Here is a 17,407-nt window from a genome sequence, read left to right on the forward strand (position 1 = left end):
GATTCGCGAGCGTTCGTAGCACCGGCGGCACCCATGCGACAAACACCGCTCGCGGTCCTTTCCAAACGCCTCGGCCTTTTCACGGCACTAGCCTCTCTTGCCGTCTCGACACCGGCGCTTGCCCAGTCCGTTTGGACCGGGGGAGCCGACAACGAATTCGGCAACGGCGCGAACTGGGCGCCCGCCCTGCCCGGCGCGAGCGACGCAGCGGAGGTCAACACCGGCTCTCCGCAGGTCAACGACGGCCGTACGATCCGCCAGCTTGGCGTCGACGGCGGCAATGTCACCATCTCCAACACCGGCGCGCTGACCGTCACCAACGGTAGCACGATCAATTCCGGGAGCGTCAGCATCAACGCGGGCGGCGCACTCACCTCCAATGTCGAGCTGAACGGCGGCAGCCTGTCGATCGATGGGGACCTCAACGGAAGGCTGACGCTGAACAACGGCAACGTGTCGGTGAACGGAACGCTGGACAGCGCCAGCGTCGGCAGCGCCACGTCGCTTTCCAACAACGGCGAGGTTGGTGACGTCAAAGTCTCGGCTGGGGGCACTTTCGTGAACAACACCGGCGCCGTCGCCGGCGCGACGGTGAATGCCGGCACCGCCTCCAACGCCGGAACCATGGGCTCGCTGACGAACACCCAGGGGAACTTCACCAACAATACCGGCGGCACGATCACCGGGAAAACGACGGTGGCGGGCGGAACCGTCACCAACAACTTCGTCGTCACCGACGCGGATGTCGCGGCAGCGGCCGCCTTCGTCAACAACAATGGCGCAACTGCGGGCGCGATTACCAACGCCGGCACGGTCTCGAACGCTGGCACCATCGCATCGGTGCGCAACGACGCCGGAAGCTTCACGAACAATTTCGGCGGCGAAGTGACCGGCGAAACCACGGTCTCTGGCGGCGCCGTCACCAACAACGCGACCCTCGGTACGGTCACCGTCGGCGCGGGCGGCACCTTCACGAACACGTCGGGGGCAAGCGCCGGCGCGGTCACCAACAGCGGCGCCGCGTCGAATGCCGGCACGATCGCCGGACTTACCAACACAGCCGGAAACTTCGCCAACAATGCCGGTGGCACAGTCACCGGCAAGACGACGGTTACAGGCGGCACCGTGACGAACAATTTCGTCGTTAGCGACGCCGACGTCGCGGCCGCGGCAGCCTTCGTCAACAACAGCGGCGCCGTGGCCGCCAACGTCACCAACGCCGGCACCCTGTCCAATGCCGGAACCATCGCTTCCGTGCGCAACGATGGCGGATCCTTCACCAACAACGGCAACGGCACGGTGACCGGAAAGACAACCGTCGCCGGCGGCAGCGTCGTCAACAATGCGGCGCTCGCCGACGTCGAGATCGGTGCCAACGGCACTTTCACCAATAACAGCGGCGCGACTGCCGGGGCAGTTTCCAACGCCGGCACCGGGTCGAACGACGGAACCATCGCTTCGCTCGCAAACAGCGGCGGCCTCTTCCAAAACACCGGCACGATCAGCGGCGCGGCGAACATCACGGGCGGCGCTCTCGTCAACCAGGGTACGGTCGCCGGGACGGTCGAAATCTTCGACGGCGGTCTCTTGTCCGGCAGCGGCATCGTCGGCAGCCTGACGGTCAATGCCGGCGGCGTGGTCTCTCCCGGCCCGGGCATCGCGGTTGCCACCGTCAACGGCGACCTGACGTTCCGTTCGGGCTCGATCTATCAGGTGGATGTGGATGCGGCGGGGCAATCCGACCGCCTGGCCGTTTCGGGCGCGCTTTCGCTTGAGGGCGGCAGGCTAGCGGTCCTCGCCGGCAGCGGCGTCTATGACCCGTCGACGAGCTACACGATCGCTTCCGCCGGCACTGTCAGCGGCCGGTTCGATGCGGTGACAAGCAATCTTGCGTTCCTGTCGCCGACGCTGACCTATGGCGCCACCGGCATCGATCTGAGGCTCGACCGGAACGACGTTGCGTTCGCGGACCTCGCAGAAACCGCCAATGGGCGCGCAGCAGCAAGCGCTGTCGAAGCGCTGGGCGTCACGAGCCCGCTCACGCTGGCCGTGCTCTCGCTGGATGATGCAACGGCCGCAAGCGCCTTTTCCCAGCTGAGCGGCGAGGTACACGCCTCAGTCAAGAGCGCGCTGATGTGGGACAGCCGTTTTCCGCGGGACGCCATTCTGGAGCGCGCGGGCTCGGCCGTCTCGACCCTTCAGGAAACCGAGGACGCCGTCTTCTGGACGTCGGGTTTTGCAGGCGCGGGCCATTTGTCCGGTGACGGCAACGCAGCCGCTATCGGTAACCGCACGGCGGGTGTCCTCGTCGGCGCTGATACGGCGGTTTCCGACGATTGGCGCCTCGGTGGGATCCTCGGCTACAGCCATCTCACCGTTCAGCCGCAGGCGCGTGTCGATGCTTACCATGCGGGCCTCTACGGATATGGGAACATCGGGGCGCTGAACCTTGCAGGCGGCGCGATCTATAGCCACAACGAGGTTTCGTCGGAGCGTGACCTCGCCTTCGGCTCGTTCACAGACCGCCTGACCGCCGACTACGACAGCACTGTTGCCCAGGTGTTCGCCGACCTTTCCTTCACGCTCAGCGCAGACGACATCAGGCTTCAGCCGTTCGCAAACCTGGCCTATGTCTATCTCGATACCGATGCGTTCAAGGAAAACGGTGGTTCGGCGGCGCTCTCGGCAGAAGGTGCCACTGACGACGCCATGCTTACGACCATCGGCGTGCGCTGGTGGGCGAATCTGCCGATAGACCAAATGCCGATCTCAGCCTCCGGCATGCTCGGCTGGCGCCATGCGGAAGGCGACCTTTCGCCGTCCGCGCGCCTTGCCTTTGCCGGTGCCAGCCCCTTCACCATCGCAGGCGTGCCCATCGCGCGCGATGCGCTGGTGGTGGAAGCGGGCATTTCCGCCCGGCTCTCCAAATCCGCGCGGCTGGCAATCACCTATCTCGGCGAATTCGGCGACGGCGCGCGGTCGAGTGCCGGCCGCGCAAACCTGATCGTCGATTTTTGACGCGCATGTCTCCGACCAGGACGTTCAGCAGCCGGTCGCGCTAGCCTCACGGCTGGACCTTGGCGACCGATCCGGCTCCGGCGAAGAGGTCCGGATAGGAGCGTTCCAGCGTTCCGGCGATCGCGGCGGCGAAGCGCTCGTTGGCGATCCGGTTCGGGTGCGCATCCGATGGCGATACCCACAGCGTTTCGGGAACGAGATCCTCGACCGAGGGGCGAAGATCGAGGAAGGGAACCCCCTCGCTTTCGGCGATCTTCTCGACCGCGCCGGTGACTTCCGGGAACGGATACTGCTTGACTTCATGCAGTTCGGGATAGTTGACGAGCACGAGCTTGATGCCACGTTCGCGGCAGAAGCTGATCAGCCGCCGCATGGCATCCTGCCCTTCCGTCCAGCCGGGCTGGTCGTCTTCATAGAGGCCCCGGTAATAGGCCTTCCAGTCCGCCCGACCGAGGAAGATGCGCGAGATTTTGTCGACCGCCGAGGCGAGTACGACATAGGCCTGCGAATACTCGCCCCAGCCGACCTCGTGACGGCGCGGCGTCGGCTCGGCATCGTTGATGAAATAGTTGAGGACGACCACGTCCGGCTTGAGCTCGACGCCCTTGGTCATGAAATAGGCGACTTCCATCTGGGTGTTGTAGTTGCCGACACCGGTGTTGATCACCTCGTATTTCGGCGCCCCCTGGCTGCCGCCGTTGAGGACCGTTTCCAGCAGCCTGGAGGGCGTATCTTCCTCTTTGACGCCCCAGCCGAAGGTCAGCGAATCCCCGAGCATCATCACCCGCGTCGTCCCGGCGGCAACCGGGCCGATTTCGCGGTTGCGCAGGCCGATCGAGTTGATGCTGACCGGCACACCCATGAAGACGCCGCTCGAATTGGGAATATGCTCGTGGCCGATCGCCGGCTCGGCGCTGACCCGTTTCAGGTCGCGGGCGTATTTCCACATCTCGAGGTCGAAATCCATGCCGTTGTCGAAGACGGTGCGCGCCATGCCTTCGATCATGAGGCCGCAAAGGGCGAGGCTGAAAGCCGTCGCGAGAACCGCAAGCAGGGCTCGCTTGAGAATGGAGGATTTCCGGACGCTGTTTTGTTCCATTTGAACGACGCGTGTTACATTGGAATTCATCGGATCTTCCTTTCAGGTCCGCCGATTACTGTCCGACCTGAGAAAACTTCAGGCAATCTGGCTCCACCGGAGCGGTTTTTACGAACTGGTGCTCGCCGACCGTCAGGCCCTTGCCGCCGCTCCAATCATTGACCAGCCACTGGTCGATCGCCTCGGCCACAAGAAAATGTCCGAGCGGAGAAAGGTGCTTGTCGCCGATGCCATAGGTTTTCATCGGATCGTTGGCGGAGAGCTTTTCGGTCGGATCGACCACGTACACTCCGGGCGTCGCAGCGGCGAGCGCCTTGATCATTTCGCGCTGCTTTTCCGGCTGCAGGCCGTCGTCGCGACCAACCAGTTCCGCCCAGCCCGGGAGGATGACGACGAGCAGCTCGGCGCCGTTGGCGCGGGCATCGTCGGCAAGCCGGACGAACAGGCGCCGCGTCAGCTCGATCGCATGGCCGATGTCACGCCGGGACGCCCGGTCGCCAACATAGGGTCTGAGCAGGGTCGAGTAGAACCAGTTGTAGAGCTTGCTGTTCTGCCACAGGTACAGATGTGCCTGCAAAGCGAGGCTGGGCTTCTTGGTTCCGCTACCGGCCGGCTCGACCGTGATATCGATGGACGAGGGCGTCAGAACCGCACGCTCGGCATTGTCCTCAAGGTCGGTGCTGAGCGAGAGCCCGACGACGACGAGGTTATGAGGGATGCTGTGGCCCTTGTCCTCATAGACCCGGATCTCGTTCGGCTGGCCGTAGCCGCCGGTGCCGTAGTTCTTGAGCAGCAGTTGCGGGTGCCATGCGTTCAGGAGCGAGCTGAAGGTTTCGCTTTCCTTGACGAGCGAGCCGCGCACCATGGAATCGCCGAGGACGAACACCGGCGAACCCGTGCCCGTCGCATTGTCGCGGAAACCGTCGCGGTTGATCTGGACGCGGTTCCAAGGATCGAGCGGGCTGAAACGCTCGAAGTAGCTGTTGCCCGGTATTTCCGTATAGCCGTAGAGCGCGTGCGACTGATGCCGCCCCCGCGGCACGCCGCAATAGACATATTCGCCCTCGCCGACCGGAAGCTGCAGGCTCGGCACCAGACGCAGCAGCAGTTCGCACAGCAGAATGGCGACAAGTCCCGAAACGAGAATGATCAGCCCATCCATGACACCGCCGAAATTGCGCGAACGGCGCATGCGTTGCAGGATTCCGCTCGATTGAGGCTTGTTCTGATCGATGAAATCCGCAGGCGTCGCCGTCGGATTGTTGTTGTTGAGCGCATCCTGACGTTCGGCTTTTCGGGGCATGTCAGCTGACACCTTGATTGTGCGATCTGTGTTGAAGCATTTCGGATGATTGCCGCATCGCCCGGTTCAGGCGCTTCCGGCCTCGCGCCAATAGGACCGTGCCAGGCTGGCGAGATAGGTGGTCGTGCGCCTCGATGTCTTTGCGACGGAGGGACGCTTCGGTTCGTCGGAGCCTGCGTGTTCGCCAGTATCTGCGAGCCGGATGCGCTTGGAGGAATCCGGCCGCAGGAGCTCGATCGGTCGAAGCAGCCCGGGCAAAGTCCCGTAGCCGGTCAACTGATCGCGAAACAGGCTGGTCGCGGCATAGACGACATCCGCCGTCTCGACCGCTTCCCGCACGCGGGCATCATCCGAAATCTTGACGTAAAGCACGCCAGGAATGAAAAGAGGCAACGTCGGCACCACGGGATCCAGGATCCGGTTGACCGCGGCCGGCGTCACCTCGTTTAAAACGAAGACGGTAAGCCGCTTCTGGCTCAAACGATAACCCTTTATGATTATCTCGACCGGAAGCCGACCGTCTGTTTCAGCTATTTCAATAACACTTTGAACATGCATAGTGGCTCTCCGGAACAGAGAAGAACACCGTCAATATCTTCAGAATACGAAAACATGAACTTATTCGTTATATAGCGACATGAGCTTCGGAGGTTTCACTTCTCTGCCGGAGACGCCTTACAATTCCGAACTCTATCCTAGGATTTTCGTTCTGAATATATCCAGATGGATATACTCCGGCCCTGTTTCTTACAGTTCGCTTGCGGCAGAAAGCGCCGGTCGCGGCGTCTCGTCGCGGGCTGGATGTTTTCGAAAGGGGAGGCTCAGGCCAGAAGCAGGGGGCCTGCAAGCGCGGGCGACGCCGTCATAGTGGGCTCTTCGGGAGCCGGTTCGCCAGATTGGCCAGCTCGACGCGCGTCGAGATTCCGAGCTTGCTGTAGATGCTGTGGAGATGCAGCTTGACCGTGCCCGGCGATATGCCGAGCCGGGCACCGATCTCCTTGCTGCGGATCCCCGAGGCCGCCAGCCGCGAGACCTCGATCTCGCGCTGTGTCAGGAGGTCGACGCCCCGGGTCTCAACGGCCTCCTGCGCGCGTATCCGCTCGATCGCGGACTTCAGCGCCTGATCCTGGAAATAGGTCTTGCCGCTGGCCACGACATTCATGCAGTCGAGCAGGGTGTCCGGGGCCTGTTCCTTGAGGACGATGCCGTTCACTCCGAGCCGGATCGCTTCGGCAACCTGATCGTCACCGATATCAGCCGTCAGGATGACGATCGCGATCTGCTGTCGGTGGGCGCTGCGCACCCGGCGTATGAATTCGAGCCCGTCCATATGCGGCATGCGAAGATCTGCGACGACGATATCGGCGCCCCGCTCGGACAGAACCTGCAGCGCATCGGTCGCACGCTCGCAGGTCGCCACCACCTCCCAGCCGGGCACGGTCTCGATCAGCCGGCGAAGCCCGTCGAGCACGATCAGATGATCGTCGACGACGACCGCGCGCAACGCTATTGCGGCATTGGCAGCATGACGACCACTCGAGTCCATTCCGCTATCCTTTCGATCGCAAGTTTTCCGCCACGCGCTGCCGCCCGTTCACGCAGGCTCCGCGGTCCGATTTTTTCTCGTTCAAGCTCGGCATGGTCAAGACGCTCACCATAACCGAAGCCGACCCCGTCGTCGTCGATCGTCAGCACGATCGATCCGTTGTCGATGCTGAGCGTGATCCTGACCTTCTGCGCGCCGCCGTGCCTGACCGCGTTGGCGGTCGCTTCGGACGTCATGCGCGCAAGCTCGTAGGTCAGCGCCAGCGGCAGGTCGATGCCGGACGGCGGGTCGAAGGCGATCGAGACGTCGATCTGCCATTGCTGCCGCAGCCGTGCGGCCACCGCTTCCAGTTGACGCTCGAGCTGCATTTCGCCGGTAGCCTGGAGATTGCCACCCGGCTCGAGCGCGCGGATGAAGCCGCGAAGCTCCCGCTGTTCTTCGAGCAGCATCGCCTGGATGGCCTCGAGGCGTTCAGCAAGCACATCCGGCCCCGCATCCTTGAGCTTGCGCAGCGACTGAAGCTGCAGTGCTGTGCCCGCAAGCGCCTGAAGCACCCCGTCGTGCAGGTCGCGGCCGATGCGGATGCGCTCGTCGACGGCCGCCTCGTCACTCAGGCGTCTAACCAGGATCGCCTGTTCGAACAGCGCCTTGATCCTGTCGGCGATGATCTCCGCGATCGCCACGTCATCGAGCGTGAGCGCAGGCGGCTCCAGAACGAAGAGGCGCGCCTGCAGATCGTCGACCTGGAAGAAGGTCGAGACCGCGGCGTTGATGTTGAAAGCTTCCACAAGCGCTGGCGAGATCGGGGGATCGGGATCCGACCATTGATGAAACCGCCCCTCGCCGATATGCACGAGAACGCGACCACGCGCGGCCTCGGTGACAAGCAGGCTGCTGCGCAGCAATTTTTCGTCCGTCCAGGTACCGAAGGCATCGGGCGGCATCTGCATGACCTCGAGTTCGCCTTCGTTCCACAGGGCCGCATAGGTCCAGGGCTCCTCCGCATCGGTCCACAACAAGAGGGCCCGCGGAACCAGCATGACATGGGCGGCATAATCGAGGGCCGCGCGCGCCGGCCACTCGCGTCCCCGCGGCTGGCTCGGTGTTCGCTGCACCAGCCGAAGAAGCTCGGCCCGGACCGCCTCCTGGTGTGCGCCCAGCCAGACGAGCAGCGCAGCCGCAACGAAGATGAAGAGGATCCGCGAGGCGTTCGTCGTCGTATCGGCATCCGGATCGAGCATATCGCCGGCATCGAAGTAACCGAGGTAGAGCAGGGCCGCCAGGCAGACGAGACCGGTGTAGAGCGCCCCGCGCCAGCGCCAGTGCAGCGTCGCGGACAGCAAAGTGAACGGCATCAGCATGAAGAACGGGCTTGCCGGGCCGTCGGTCATCGACATGAAGATCGCAAACGCCGCGACATCGATGATGTGACGCACCAGCGTGCCGCGCACGCGCGAAATCTCCGTGCGCCAGACGAGGAAGGCGGCCGCGATGGCATAGAAGAGATAGCCGATCAGCAGGAAGTAGATGGGCTCTGGCGGCAGCGGCACGTGAACGGAATCGAGCCAGGCGATCCAGACGCTGCCGAGCGCCAGCAGAATGCGCCCGACGGCGATCACCTTGTCGGAACGAGCTCGGAAGGTGTTCGTCCAGACCTTGCGGCCGGACGCCTGGTCCAGATCCATCGGCGCGCCGGCACCGTGTGGTGGAGCGGCCGCCGTCGGGCTCACGCGGCGGGCGCTGAAACGGTTTGACGGCTCTAGCTTCATGCCAAGTCTCCGCTCTGCGCCGCCCCTTTGAAAACAACCCTGCGCGTGACGAGCGAGAATAAATCAAATCGCGGCCACCGACCGTCGCCGACCGCATCTTCGACGACGAGGACGGCACGGCCCTGGCAGCCGCTGCAATCAGCATATTCAAGTGTCGTCAGCATACGCTCGTCTCTTCCAGCGCTCAAATGCATTCGCCACCAGTATAGCCAAGGTTACGCGCGCGCGCCCGGACCACACGAACCTTGCACTGCTGCAGGCAAGCCCTGGAACAGGGCCGACCGGCGGACATCAACCCGAGTATCAGAAGATCGCGCCAAGAATCGTAAGCCGGATATGACCCTCTATATCCATTGGCATATTGACCTACCCCAGTATTTGCCGCTCATATTCTCCCAATATAAATGACTAAAGAGTTTTTCATTCGTCGGCACAATGAAAATTGTGCGTTTTTTAGCTAACCGCTTTGAGGTGGATAGCAATGAGCATTTCTCACGGACCACTGAACGAGAAGCCCCCGGAAGGACCGTCGAACAGAAGTTTCGGCTACACCGTCGGTGGCATCCTTACCCTGATCGCGCTCGTGAAATGGTGGCGGGCTTCCGAGATTACGACCGTAACGGCTGTGCTCGCCCTGATCGGCGTGGTTCTGGTCGTGCTGGCCCTGATCGCGCCTTCGACCCTGACACGCGCCAACCATCTCTGGATGCGGCTCGGCCTTGTGCTGTTCAAGATCGTCAATCCGGTCGTGATGTTCCTGATCTACGTCACGACCTTCGTGCCGATCGGCATTTATCTCAGGCTTCGCGGCAATGACGCGCTGACCGAACAGTTCGACAAGAACGCCAAGACCTACTGGATCGACAAGCCACAGGGCGAAGCAGCCCAGGCAACGATGAAAAACCAGTTCTGAAATTTGAAGAACCTATCCCTTATTGTATCGGACAGAGGACACGAAAATGGACCTTGCTAGGGAACTCCTGTCTTACATGGGCAACCGGAAGAAATACTGGTTGCTGCCGATCCTGGTCATGACGACCATCTTCGGAACCCTGGTGGTACTGACGCAGGGAACGGCCGTCGCCCCCTTCATCTATACGCTGTTCTAGGCGGCACCATCGTGCGTATCCTCGGTATCTCGGCCTTTTACCACGATAGCGCGGCCGCGCTCGTCGAAGACGGGCGCATCGTAGCCGCTGCACAGGAAGAGCGCTTTACGCGCCGGAAACACGACCCCGATTTTCCGGCGCGGGCAATAGAGTACTGCTTGTCGGAAGCAGGCTGCACCATGAACGACATCGACCATGTCGTCTTCTACGAAAAGCCGTTCCTGAAGTTCGAGCGGCTTGTCGAGACCTATCTTGCGACAGTGCCGCACGGCTTCAGTTCGTTTCGCGTGGCGATGCCGGTCTGGATCAAGGAAAAGCTCTTCCAGAAGAAGATGCTGCGCAAGGATCTCGGCAAGCTTGTCGGCAAGAAGGAATGGGATGGCTCGCTGCTTTTCACCGAGCACCACCAGTCCCATGCAGCGAGCGCCTTCTTTCCCTCGCCCTTCGCCTCAGCCGCAGTCCTCACCATGGACGGCGTCGGCGAGTGGTGCACCACATCGCTTGCCCATGGCCATGACAATCGCCTCGACTTCCTGAAGGAGCTGCATTTCCCGCACTCCCTTGGCCTGCTTTATTCGGCCTTTACCTATTACACGGGCTTCAAGGTCAATTCGGGCGAGTACAAGGTGATGGGGCTTGCGCCCTACGGGCGGCCGCGTTTTGCGCAGACGATCCTCGACAACCTGATCGATCTCAAGGACGACGGCTCCTTCCGTCTGGACCAGCACTATTTCGGTTATTGCACGGGCCTGAAGATGACCTCGCCGGCCTTTCACGACCTCTTCGGAGGCGAACCCCGCAAGCCGGAATCGCCGCTGACCCAACGCGAGATGGACCTTGCGGCCTCCGTGCAGGTCGTGACCGAAGAGGCGGTCATGCGGCTCGCCCGCTATGCCCGGCGCCAGACAGGCGAAAAGAACCTCTGCCTTGCCGGTGGCGTCGCGCTCAACTGCGTGGCGAACGGCAAGTTGCTGAAGGCCGGGATCTTCGACGATATCTGGATCCAGCCCGCCGCAGGCGATGCGGGCGGCGCCCTCGGGGCGGCCCTCTCGGTCTGGCACGAATATCTTGGAAGCGCGCGTGTCGTGAAGGACAGCGATTCCATGTCGGGCGGCTATCTGGGACCGGCCTTCGCGCAAGGTGAAGTCGAGCAGCGGCTTGCCAACGCCGGGGCGAACTTCGAGGTCCTCTCGGACGAAGAGATCACCTCCTCCACCGTCTCGGCGCTGACCGAGGAAAAAGCGGTCGGCTGGATGCAGGGGCGGATGGAATTCGGACCGCGGGCTCTCGGCGGACGGTCGATCCTCGGCGACGCCCGTTCGCCGACGATGCAGAAGATGCTCAATCTCAAGGTCAAGTATCGCGAGAGCTTCCGTCCCTTCGCTCCGTCGATCCGGCGTGAAGACCTGTCGGACTGGTTCGATATCGACACCGACAGCCCTTACATGCTGCTTGTCGGCGACGTCCTGGAAAGCCGCCGCCTGCACGCCAATCACCCGCAGGAAAATCTGTTCGGCATCGATCTGCTCAACGTGCCGCGCTCGGAAATACCGGCGGTGACCCATGTCGATTACTCCGCCCGTATCCAGACGGTGCACCGCGAGACCAACCCGCGTTACTGGGAGCTGTTGACCCGGTTCAAGGCGCGCACCGGCTGCCCGGTGCTCGTCAACACCAGCTTCAACGTGCGTGGCGAGCCGATCGTCTGCAATCCCGAAGACGCCTATCGCTGCTTCATGGGAACGGAGATCGAGCGCCTCGTCGTCGGCAATTGCATCCTGAAGAAGGAAAACCAGCCGGAGCACCTGAAGCAGGACTACAAAGAGAACTTCGAGCTCGACTAGAACCGGCCACGTAATCTGTTCCTTCAGAACGCCGGGCCGCAGCAGCGACCCGGCGTTCTAACGTCCGGCACGCAGCCGCGAGGCGCTTCGGCCGGAGGGCGCGACGCCGAACTCGCTCGTCAGCAGCTTGACGAAAAACGGCACCAGCCCCGATTTCGCCCGCGACTTGTCGAAGGCTGCCTGGAAAGGCGCCCTGTAGCTGAAGAGATCCGGGCGGATCGGCCGCAGCAGCCCTGCGCTGACATAGCGGCTGGCGAAGTGATCGGGCAGATAGCCGAGATAGCGCCCGGAAAGGATCAGCCGCGCCTCCGCCTCCATGTCGCTGACCGTCGCGCGCGGATTGGCGATCGAGAATATCTTGAGGTCGCGCGCATTCCAATAGGAGCGACCGATCAGATTGTAGGACCGGATGTCGTCGATTTCGATCGTGCTGTCATCGCGGGAAAACAGCGGATGCTCGGCCCCGCAATAGAAGCGCTGCGTCTCCTCGTAAAGATCGACATATTCGAGCCCCAGCGTCGTGCGCGGGAAGCTCGCGATCGCGATGTGGAGCTCGCCCGTTATCACGTCGCGCAACAGTTCATGCGGCGGTCGGGTGACGATCGAAAGCGCCACCTCGGGCGCTTCATCCGTCATCCGCGCAAAGACGCGGGTCAGACGGGAGGCCGGGTCGGACAGGGTGTTGTCGATCAGACCAACGGAAAGCGTGCCGTTCAGCCGGTGCTGTAGCCCCTTCATGCGGATATCGAACTGGTCGATCGTGCCGAACAGGCGCTTGGCCTCCTCGTAGACTGCACGCCCCTCCTCGGTAAGACGGAAACCGGACCGGCCCCGCTGGCAGAGGATCAGACCCAGGCGACTTTCCAGCGCCGAGATATGGTTGGAGATCGTCGAGAGCGACAGGTTGAGCTCGCCCTGCGCCGCCGCAAAACCACCCGCCTCCACGATTGTCACGAAGATCCGCAGCAGCCGCACGTCCAACGAGTCCAACGCCATTCCATCGCGTCCTTAGCTTGATAAGCTCCAAAGTGAAGCGAAATTATTATGAATTTTCAGGCACTAAGCTAGTGCACCATGGCCCTGAACGGCAGATCGGCCGGCGCTGGTAGCGCCGGCCGAGCGTGATCTGGATCGGTGGGAAGGCTGCCGATCGACGTGTCCTCGCACGGCGACCGGCAAGAGAAGGACGCTGCCGCCCCCGATCAGGGCCGGCGATAGACCTCGTTTCCGGCGAGATAGGTCGCCTCCACCTTGCGCTCGCGGATCGAACGGTCGAGTGGATCGGACAGAGTGCCGTCGATCACGACGAAATCCGCCCACTTGTCGACGCTGATCGAGCCGATCTCACCGCCCCAAGGCGTCATGTCGGCACCCGCCTGGGTGAGACCATGCAGGGCCTGGTCGAAGGTGACCGCTTGCTCGGGGTGCCAGGGACCGTCACCCAAGCCAAAGGGGCTCTCGCGGAAGACGGCATCGTTGATCTGAGTCAGCGGGCTCAGCGGCGATGTCGGCCAGTCCGAACCGAACACCAGCGGTACGCCGGCGTCGAGCATCGAATGCCAGACATAGGCCCGCGGCTCGCGATCGGTACCGATGCGTTCGGTGATGTACTTACCGATCGTGCCGGTCGCATGGTTCGGCTGCATCGAGGCGACGACACCGAGATCCTTGAAGCGCTGGATGTCCTTGGTCTCGACCACCTCGATATGCTCGATACGGTTCGGCTGCGGCCGGGGCACGGACGCTTCGGCGAAAGCGTCGAGAACGAGGCTGACGCCGCCATCGCCGATCGCATGCACCGCCGTCGGGAAGCCGTTTTCGTTGGAGGCCTTGATTGCCGCTTCCAGCTGCTCCTTGGTCTCGAAGGGCTTGCCCTTCCAGCCGTGCTGGTCGGAATAGTCCTCATGCATATAGGCGGTGCGGGTCGAGAGCACCCCGTCGATCACCGACTTGGTGTAGCCGAGCTTGAGCATCGGCCCCTTTACCTCCTGCTCGCCGGAATCGGCGGCCGCTTTGTCGACCTCGTCGCGATCCTTGACCGCTGCGGCAATCTTCTTCGGATCTCCTTCGAAGAAGCCGTACCAGACGCGAAGCGGCATCTTCTTTTCCGAGAGGATCGCGGCATAGTCGTGCACGGCGGCGAGATCCGACATGTCGTTGACGCCGGTGATCCCCAGGCTGTTGGCAAACTTCATTGTCTCAAGCAGCGCTGCCCGCCGCTCGCTGTCGGTCGCCACCGGACGATGCTTCTCGACGAGGTCGCCGGCCTTTTCGAGCAGGATGCCGCTCGGCTCGCCCTTGTCGTTCAAGAGCACCTGCCCGCCCTCTTCGACTTCCGACTTCGCGGTAACGCCGCCCACTTCGAGCGCCTTGGAATTGACCCAGACGGAATGGAAATCGATATCTCGCAGGACCACCACGCGATCCGGCACCACGGCGTCGAGGTCTTCCTTTGTCGGCAGCTTGCCCTCGCCGAGCGTGTAGTCCCAGCCGCCGCCCATCAGCCAGACGCCCTTCGGCAGGCGCTGATCGGCTTCCTTGATCTTTTCGAGCCAGGTCTTCTTGTCCGGGATGTAGGAGAGGTCGACGCCGGTCACCATGTCCATGCCAGATGTGAGGTGCGTATGCCCGTCGATGAAGCCAGGGGTCACGGTCTTGCCGCCGGCGTCGATCACCTTGGTCTCGGCATCGGCCAGTGCCTTGATCTCGTCGTTGCTGCCGACTGCGGTGAACTTGCCGTTCTCGATTGCGAAGGCCTGTGCCTTCGGCTTGCCCTGGTCCACCGTGCGCACGTCGCCGTTGAGCACGATCAGATCGGGTGCGGCCCAAACCGGCTGCGCCGTGCCGACCAGGATCGCCAGCGCGGACGTTGCACCCAGAGCCCGGGTTACTGCTGCCAATGTCATGAAATCCTCCTCCCGCGGCTACATCCCTCCACCCCCGGCGAGCCGCGCGGCACCGGCGTTGAGGGGATGATGCTGCAAGAGGGGAGGATCGCGATATACTCCCTCGGGCTAGGTTTGCGCCATGCCGCGCGACGACCACACTGTGTCCGTTGCAACGCGGTGCGCATCGGCTCGGGCTGACCAAAACCAGGTTTGCCACCCAGTCGGGCGCAATATCCTTACCGGGCGCGAAAGCGAGGCCGCGCCGCTTACGAGAAACAGGAGGTTAGGGAAGCTTCCGGCTGGCGCCCTGGCTTCCCCCGAGGCTGGCCGATGGGCTCAGCCCTCAGCTAAAGAGCGCCTTCAGACGCGGCCAGAGACCAATGGCCGCGCGAACCCGACGGGCGGCATAGGCAGCCCGCACCGAACTACCGAAATTGCAGTCGCAGACGATGTCGTGCAGCTGATGATCCGATATTTCGAAAAAGCGTTTTGCTTCGCCGTAGCTGTCGTCTGCGAGCCCCGCGAGGCGCAATTGCGTATCCTCGAAGGCGACGGTCATGGGCGAACCGTTGACCTGCATGGCCTGACGCACGGCAGCAGTCGCACGTTCAGTACCGGAAAGCGTGCCAAGCCGGCGATCGGGATTGCTTTCCAAGAGTTCGGCCCAACGCTGAAGCCGTTCCGTTCTCGTCATGACGGGATCGGGACGAATTTCGGCGAGCGCCTGCAACTGTTCTATTGTTTGATGCTTCATCGTCGTCTCTCCTAGTGCGAAGATGCGACCGCGATACGCGCCCCTGCACACCGGGGTCGCCGATCCTCAAACTCGCCAGAGGGAACCCCAGTTCCCTGGCCAGAGAAAAAAAGAGGGCTTGCCAATACCGCTGCGCGAACAGCGCCCCAAGACCCAACTTCCGCTGGCGAAAACACGCGAAATGCCGCTTCGTAGAGACACCCTCGCGACTGGAAGCACGCCCCTGCCCCTATTTCGGTTGCCGCTAACGCGGCGTATGTTTTCTCGGGAACGTTTTTGCCCGATCCGCATCAAACGGTGGTTTGGAGGTGGATGATGAAGGATGCCGTGCAGACAAAACCCGCCACGGCGGAAGCGGACCATTTGACGGACGAGACTCTCGTCGAGCGTGCGCTTGCGAGGGATCCGGAAGCCTTCCGGATCATCATGACAAGGCATAACCAGCGGCTTTTTCGCATCGCGCGCGCCGTCGTGCGCAACGACAGCATCGCCGAGGATGTGGTGCAGGAAGCCTATCTGCGCGCGTTCGAACACCTCGAAACGTTTCGTGGCGATGCCAGCCTCGCCACCTGGCTGCATCGGGTCGTGTTGAACGAGGCGCTCGGACGCCTGCGCCGGTCGGCGACGCGACGGGAGGTTCCGCTTCCGACGGACAACGCCGGCGCCGAGATCGTACCCTTTCCCAATGCTGCGAACGCCGACGATCCGGAACGCAGCCTCGCGCAGCGTCAGATCCTGCGGCTGGTGGAAGAGGCCGCCGACGCTTTGCCGGAAGCCTTCCGTCTGGTCTTTACCGCCCGCGTCATCGAAGCGATGAGCGTCGAAGAAACCGCCGCCCTCCTCAGCATCAACCCAAAGACGGTCAGGAGCCGCCTCTACCGGGCTCGTCAGCTCGTCCGTCAGCAGATCGATCGCCAGGTCGGGCCGGTGCTCCTGAATGCCTTTCCCTTCGCTGGACGTCGCTGCGCGCGATTGACGGAGGCGGTCATGCACCGGCTCGGGCTATCAGGCTGACATTTTCGGGAACCTTTGACTGCGGCGCGCATCCAACGGGTGTCATCCATCAAGACCGGTGCCACTTGCGGCCGGAAAAGGAGTTCCCGATGTATGCCCGTTTCACTTCAGCCCTCGCCGTCGCCTGTCTCATCGGTGGCGCTACCCATGCAGCCGACACGAAGGTCACAGATCCGCAAATCGCCCATATCGCCTATACCGCCGGCGTCATCGATATCGAGGCCGCCAAGCAGGCCCTGAAAATCTCGAAGGACAAGGAGGTCATCGGCTTTGCCAACGACATGCTGCGCGACCACGAGGCCGTGAACAAGCAGGCCCTCGATCTCGTCAAGAAGCTCAAGGTGACGCCCGAAGACAACGACACCAGCCGCGCGCTGACGAAAGCGGCTACGCAAGAGCGTGAAAAGCTGGCGAAGCTGAGCGGCGCCGACTTCGACAAGGCCTATGTCGCCAACGAGGTGGCCTACCACAAGCAGGTCAATGGCGCGCTTGAAACCCTGCTTATTCCCTCCGCGAAGAATGCCGAGCTCAAGGACCTGCTGGAGACCGGGCTCAAGCTGTTCCAGGGGCACCAGCAACATGCCGAGCATGTCGCCGGGATGATGAAGTAGGCCGCGACATGATGCGGAAGCGAAGCCTTGGCGCCATTTCCGGCCTGGCTCTGATGCTGGCTGCGCCATCGGCGTGGGCGGAGACCATCCGGGTGACGATCGAAAAGCTCGTGTTTTCGCCCGCCGAAATCAGCGCCGCCGTCGGCGACGTGATCGAGTGGGACAACAAGGACGTCATGGCGCACACGGCAACGGCCAAGGGTGATTTCGACGTGGTGATACCACCGAAAAAGATGGCGACACTCACCGTCACCAAGGCCGGAACCTTCGACTATACCTGCCGCTTTCACCCAAATATGAAAGCGCGCCTGCAGGTGCGATGAAAGACTTGAGGGCGGCGGTGCGAGCGCATCCCCACGCGCCGCCGTTCACGGCGAAGTCACCAGACACCGGCTGTATCCGGGAACCGAATTATGCCATGGAAGCGGCTGGTTCCATCGAGGAGGCGGCAC

At 62.6% G+C, this 17,407-nt stretch carries 16 protein-coding genes; 7 read left to right on the top strand and 9 right to left on the bottom strand.

The genetic code is table 11. From position 1 onward, the window contains the following. The first annotated feature begins 33 nt into the window (after nucleotides 1-33). A complete protein-coding gene (locus IB263_RS13210; RefSeq protein WP_060606080.1) occupies nucleotides 34-3,018 on the top strand; it encodes an autotransporter domain-containing protein in 2,985 nt (994 codons plus the stop codon). 46 nt (nucleotides 3,019-3,064) lie between these two features. On the opposite strand, the gene IB263_RS13215 is transcribed toward IB263_RS13210, so the two are convergent. The 6 genes from IB263_RS13215 to IB263_RS13240 all read right to left on the bottom strand — a co-directional run bounded on the left by IB263_RS13215 (nucleotide 3,065) and on the right by IB263_RS13240 (nucleotide 8,899). Further along, a complete protein-coding gene (locus tag IB263_RS13215; RefSeq protein ID WP_060519284.1) occupies nucleotides 3,065-4,147 on the bottom strand; it encodes an SGNH/GDSL hydrolase family protein in 1,083 nt (360 codons plus the stop codon). Between the two features lie 25 nt (nucleotides 4,148-4,172). Next, entirely contained in the window at nucleotides 4,173-5,420 is a 1,248-nt protein-coding gene (locus IB263_RS13220) for an SGNH/GDSL hydrolase family protein (RefSeq protein WP_034789684.1), read from the bottom strand. A gap of 66 nt (nucleotides 5,421-5,486) precedes the next feature. After that, nucleotides 5,487-5,900 (bottom strand): hypothetical protein, encoded by a 414-nt coding sequence (locus IB263_RS13225; protein WP_060519282.1) that lies wholly within the window; start codon nucleotides 5,898-5,900, stop codon nucleotides 5,487-5,489. 382 nt (nucleotides 5,901-6,282) lie between these two features. Then, the gene (locus tag IB263_RS13230; protein WP_034789687.1) at nucleotides 6,283-6,966 is read right to left on the bottom strand and encodes a response regulator transcription factor; all 684 of its coding nucleotides are present in this window, start codon (nucleotides 6,964-6,966) and stop codon (nucleotides 6,283-6,285) included. Continuing rightward, nucleotides 6,927-8,735 (bottom strand): sensor histidine kinase, encoded by a 1,809-nt coding sequence (locus tag IB263_RS13235; RefSeq protein WP_082566252.1) that lies wholly within the window; start codon nucleotides 8,733-8,735, stop codon nucleotides 6,927-6,929. The genes IB263_RS13230 and IB263_RS13235 overlap by 40 nt, the downstream gene beginning before the upstream one ends. Further along, a complete protein-coding gene (locus IB263_RS13240) occupies nucleotides 8,732-8,899 on the bottom strand; it encodes a hypothetical protein (protein WP_156400694.1) in 168 nt (55 codons plus the stop codon). The genes IB263_RS13235 and IB263_RS13240 overlap by 4 nt, the downstream gene beginning before the upstream one ends. A 317-nt stretch (nucleotides 8,900-9,216) precedes the next feature. Between IB263_RS13240 and IB263_RS13245 the strand changes: the two genes are divergently transcribed. The 3 genes from IB263_RS13245 to IB263_RS13255 are packed head-to-tail and all read left to right on the top strand — an operon-like array spanning nucleotide 9,217 to nucleotide 11,688. Next, on the top strand, nucleotides 9,217-9,648 hold the full coding sequence (locus IB263_RS13245) for an SxtJ family membrane protein (protein WP_034789693.1): 432 nt from the start codon (nucleotides 9,217-9,219) through the stop codon (nucleotides 9,646-9,648). Between the two features lie 46 nt (nucleotides 9,649-9,694). Then, entirely contained in the window at nucleotides 9,695-9,844 is a 150-nt protein-coding gene (locus tag IB263_RS13250) for a DUF5989 family protein (protein ID WP_089043047.1), read from the top strand. An 11-nt stretch (nucleotides 9,845-9,855) separates the two neighbouring features. Next, the gene (locus IB263_RS13255) at nucleotides 9,856-11,688 is read left to right on the top strand and encodes a carbamoyltransferase (protein ID WP_034789695.1); all 1,833 of its coding nucleotides are present in this window, start codon (nucleotides 9,856-9,858) and stop codon (nucleotides 11,686-11,688) included. A gap of 57 nt (nucleotides 11,689-11,745) precedes the next feature. On the opposite strand, the gene IB263_RS13260 is transcribed toward IB263_RS13255, so the two are convergent. The 3 genes from IB263_RS13260 to IB263_RS13270 form a co-directional block, all read right to left on the bottom strand. Beyond that, the gene (locus IB263_RS13260) at nucleotides 11,746-12,684 is read right to left on the bottom strand and encodes a LysR family transcriptional regulator (RefSeq protein WP_060643603.1); all 939 of its coding nucleotides are present in this window, start codon (nucleotides 12,682-12,684) and stop codon (nucleotides 11,746-11,748) included. A gap of 206 nt (nucleotides 12,685-12,890) precedes the next feature. Further along, entirely contained in the window at nucleotides 12,891-14,594 is a 1,704-nt protein-coding gene (locus tag IB263_RS13265) for an amidohydrolase (RefSeq protein ID WP_192438596.1), read from the bottom strand. Nucleotides 14,595-14,919: 325 nt separating this feature from the next. Then, nucleotides 14,920-15,330 (bottom strand): hypothetical protein, encoded by a 411-nt coding sequence (locus IB263_RS13270; protein ID WP_034789708.1) that lies wholly within the window; start codon nucleotides 15,328-15,330, stop codon nucleotides 14,920-14,922. A 312-nt stretch (nucleotides 15,331-15,642) separates the two neighbouring features. On the opposite strand from IB263_RS13270, the gene IB263_RS13275 reads away from it, so the two are divergent. From IB263_RS13275 to IB263_RS13285, 3 genes are all read left to right on the top strand, one after another. Next, complete coding sequence (locus IB263_RS13275) at nucleotides 15,643-16,344, top strand: RNA polymerase sigma factor (protein ID WP_082584561.1); 702 nt, start codon at nucleotides 15,643-15,645, stop codon at nucleotides 16,342-16,344. A gap of 89 nt (nucleotides 16,345-16,433) precedes the next feature. Further along, a complete protein-coding gene (locus IB263_RS13280; protein ID WP_060519274.1) occupies nucleotides 16,434-16,955 on the top strand; it encodes a DUF4142 domain-containing protein in 522 nt (173 codons plus the stop codon). A gap of 11 nt (nucleotides 16,956-16,966) precedes the next feature. Then, nucleotides 16,967-17,278 (top strand): cupredoxin family copper-binding protein, encoded by a 312-nt coding sequence (locus IB263_RS13285; RefSeq protein WP_034789875.1) that lies wholly within the window; start codon nucleotides 16,967-16,969, stop codon nucleotides 17,276-17,278. The last annotated feature ends 129 nt before the right edge of the window (nucleotides 17,279-17,407 follow it).

Origin of the sequence: Ensifer sp. ENS03 (assembly GCF_014852035.1) — a bacterium.
In the GTDB taxonomy this organism is placed as follows: domain Bacteria; phylum Pseudomonadota; class Alphaproteobacteria; order Rhizobiales; family Rhizobiaceae; genus Ensifer; species Ensifer adhaerens.